The organism is uncultured Kiloniella sp. (genome assembly GCF_937128705.1).
Classification (GTDB): Bacteria; Pseudomonadota; Alphaproteobacteria; order Kiloniellales; family Kiloniellaceae; genus Kiloniella.
Genome location: NZ_CAKZMP010000304.1, coordinates 1 through 3,813 on the forward strand (window position 1 = coordinate 1; position 3,813 = coordinate 3,813).

Sequence of the window (3,813 nt, forward strand, 5' to 3'; positions counted from 1 at the left end):
AGCTCAGCAATATTTACGGCACTAAATAAGAGCAGATCTTAGTGTGTAGTCTGCATTGTCTGAACTTGCTCTTTAATTATCTTTAGAGCGCCTTTAAATCCGTGCTTTTCAAGCTGATAGGCAATAACACCACCATAGGCACGTTTGCTTATCCCAAAAGTCTGGTGTGTGATGTTATCCTCAGCAAGACGGTTTTCGAGTTGTTCTGTTGACGGCATTCCTTGCCTCCCTTACTTCGTCGCGATTACGGATAATTCGAAACGAAAATTATAGATGTCTTGCCTGTGACATTCTCTACTCATACCTAGAGTATACAGTATCTGATAGTTAATGAAAAGTTAATTTGTTAATAATTGTTAATTCTTGTGTTCTTAATGTGTCAGGTATTCAATTTACGGCATGGACTTTAAGATTAGATTTCCTTTTGATTACGATTTATTGAAAGCCAGATTACAGATAACAAAAAGGGCGAACTAAAGTCGCCCTTTTATTTGGTTGAGTCTTTCTCTTATACTTAAAATCGAAAGTATTGGTGTTAGGTTTTAGCGTCTGCGCCTTCTTCTGCGCCCGCCTTCTTCTGAACCATCTGACGATGGTCCTCCAACCTTTCGTGCTGGAAGCTCAACTACCTTTGCTAGGTTAACAAACTCGTCGACTGTATTTGGCATTCCCATGGCATTGACAAAGTGTTCCTGGAATTTGGGTTCTACCGCTGTTTCAATTTTTTCAACGCGTCGAACGACATCTTCGATTTCTTTGCGTGCCGCTTTATTGAGCAGGGCAATACGTGCACCTGTTCCTGCTGCATTACCTGCTGATTTTACACGTTCCAAATCGCAATCGGGTATTAGGCCAATTACCATGGCGTACTTAACATCAATATGACTGCCAAAAGCGCCAGCAAGCTGAATACGGTCGATAATTTCTACGTCCAGTTTTTCCATAAGCAATTTAACCCCGGCATAAAGAGCAGCCTTTGCCAGCTGAATAGCTCTGACATCTGTCTGGGTTACCGTGATCAGAGGTTCATTCTCACTGATGACGTAGTCATAGGTTTTACCGTTAAATTTTACACGCGGAGACTTTTCAGACTTTGATCCATCAATGATGCCATCTGTCTGAATAATACCCGCGAGGAACATTTCTCCGATAGCTTCAATGATGCCCGAGCCACAGATACCGGTAACACCAGTAGATTTGGTTTGCTCGGCAAAGCCGTCCTCATCAGACCAGAGATCACAGCCAATGACCCTATATCTTGGTTCCAGCGTTTCAGGGTTAATTCTTATGCGCTCTATCGCACCGGGAGCTGCCCGTTGTCCGCTTGTTATTTGCGCGCCTTCGAAGGCTGGGCCTGTTGGTGAAGAACAAGCAAGCAACCTGTCTTTGTTACCAAGAACGATCTCGGCATTGGTGCCGACATCGCAGATCAATGTAACCTCGTCCTGAAGGTGAGGACCTTCGGAGAGAATAACACCCGCTGTATCGGCACCAACATGGCCTGCGATACAGGGAAGAATGTAAACACGGCCATCCGGGCTTATGTTCAGCCCAAGTTCCTTGGCGTATAGATTAATGGATGAATTCAACGTAAGGGCGAAGGGGGCTCCGCCAAGCTCGGTTGGATCAATGCCCAGCAAAAGGTGATGCATGACGGGATTGCCCACAAAGGTCATGCTGAGAATATCGGTCCGTTCAATTTTACCTTCATCTGCAACCACGCCGATGATAATATCAAGCGCCTCTCGAACGGCTACAGTCATTTCCTTATCGCCGCCCGGGTTCATCATGACGTATGAGACGCGGCTCATAAGGTCTTCCCCGAAACGAATTTGAGGGTTCATAATGCCGGAAGACGCTGTTACTTTACCTGTTTGTAAATCACACAGATGAGCCGCAACAGTGGTTGACCCCAAATCAACGGCAATGCCAAATGCATTTTCTTTATAGCCGGGCCAAACGGCGATGATTGTTTTTTCGTTCTCAACCGCAACAGTTACCTGCCATTTTCCTTTTCTTAACGCAGGTTGTAGCGTTTGTAGTGTGCGAAGCTCACAGTGTAATTCCTTGAGACCCCATTGCGCTTCAAGTGCATCCTCTAGGCGTTCTAAGTCGCCAGACGGATGGTGCATATCTGGTTCGGCTACTTCGACATAATGCAGGCGAATGGGGGGATCGATTTCTATTTCACGAACATCAGCACGTTTACGTACGACCTGTTTGTGGACTTGGCTTTCAGCTGGAACATCAATTAGAAGATCGCCTTCGATCATAGCTTGGCATGATAATCGGCGTCCTTCTTTCATTCCCTTTTTACTGGCATAGCGTTCTTCGACACTTGAAAAGCCGGTCATGTTGGAACAAGAGCTTACAATTTTGTGTTTTGCAAATTCCCCTTCGCCGGCTTGAACCTGACAGCGTCCACAAATTCCGCGTCCACCACAGACTGAATCAATATCAACGCCCAGGCTGCGCGCGGCAGTTAAGACAGGCGTTCCGATCGGAAAATCACCACGTCGACCAGAGGGGGTAAATACGATATGTGCATTTTTAGCCACGGATCTCTCCTCGTACTTTTGCCCCTTGTTAGCGTTATTATACGTGCTGGCGACACGTGGGGCTGAGCTTTTATTTTAGGATCTTTGTGTGGAACAGGAAAATCATGTTCGATATCAAAGAAAATTGTTTTTTAAGGTAAAAAGGTCCTCTTCGTAAATGATATGAAGAGGACCTTTTATAACTACCAACTATTCGGTGGAGCTACTTAGGCCCGTTTGCGTCTGTTGCGACGTTCACCGCGTGCACTGACCTGACCTTCCGGGGCTGGCTCGCGGTATTTGGCGCTGCTCGGCGGGACATGCATGTCATTTTACGACTGGTATTGTGACTTGCCACCGGCATCCCCAATGACGTGGGGGGAGCAAACTGATGTTCCAGAATCTGCTGACTGGTACAATTCTGGCTTTCTAATGCTGTGGGGGTCGAACGTCCCGCAAACACGGACCCCCGACGCACATTTCTATACAGAGGCGAGATACAAAGGTGCTAAATCCGTTGTCGTTTCTCCTGATTATTCCGAGGCAGCCAAGTTTTCCGACATGTGGCTGCATCCCAAACAAGGCACCGATGCAGCTTTAGCCATGGCGTTCGGCCATGTCATCTTGCGTGAATTCCATCTTGATCGACAGGCCGAGTATTTTGAGAACTATTGCCGTCAATACACTGACATGCCGTTGCTTGTTCGGCTGGTAGAAAAAGATGGTCAATTCATTCCCGACCGACAGATCAGAGCATCCGAGTTTAAGGGTGCCCTTGGTGAAAAGAATAATCCGGAATGGAAAACCGTCGCTATCGACAAGAAAACCAGGAAAGTGGTCGTTCCTCACGGTTCAGTTGGTTTCCGCTGGGGCGAAGAAGGCAAATGGAACCTGGAACCAAAGGACGGCAAGGGAAAAGAGGTCGAGCTCGAAATGAGCCTCATCTTAGATGAGAGCCATGATGAAATTCTTCCAATTGCCTTTCCGTATTTCGGCAATCGCGAGCACGATCACTTCGAGGGTACTGACCATGAAAGCGTCCTGGTTCGTTCTGTGCCCGCGAGAAGGGTGAAATTGGCTGACGGCGACGCGTACGTCGCGACGGTCTTTGATCTGTTCGTTGCCAATTACGGCCTAGACCGGGGGCTAGGCGATGACACGTGTGCAAAGTCTTACGACGAGAATGTTCCTTACACACCGGCGTGGGCAGAGAAGATCACGGGCGTTTCTAAAGAACACATTATCACTGTGGCACGAGAGTTTGCCGACAACGCTG

3 protein-coding genes are annotated in these 3,813 nt (G+C 47.4%); 1 reads left to right on the forward strand and 2 read right to left on the reverse strand.

What is annotated here, in order from left to right:
- Positions 1-38: 38 nt before the first annotated feature.
- Together Q0241_RS15160 and Q0241_RS15165 are read right to left on the reverse strand one after the other, a co-directional pair.
- Positions 39-218: a hypothetical protein gene (locus Q0241_RS15160; protein ID WP_299378958.1), complete on the reverse strand. Its 180-nt coding sequence runs from the start codon at positions 216-218 to the stop codon at positions 39-41.
- Positions 219-542: 324 nt separating this feature from the next.
- Positions 543-2,558, reverse strand: coding sequence for an ASKHA domain-containing protein (locus Q0241_RS15165; RefSeq protein WP_299378960.1), 2,016 nt, complete (start codon positions 2,556-2,558; stop codon positions 543-545).
- Between the two features lie 303 nt (positions 2,559-2,861).
- Here Q0241_RS15165 and Q0241_RS15170 point away from each other — a divergent pair.
- Positions 2,862-3,813, forward strand: a 952-nt coding sequence (locus tag Q0241_RS15170; protein ID WP_299378961.1) for a molybdopterin-dependent oxidoreductase, incomplete at its 3' end; no start/stop codon positions are given.

Coding starts and splice junctions, on each gene's coding strand:
- Q0241_RS15160 (WP_299378958.1), bottom strand. CDS start 218: ATGCCGTCAACAGAACAACTCGAAAACCGTCTTGCTGAGGATAACATC.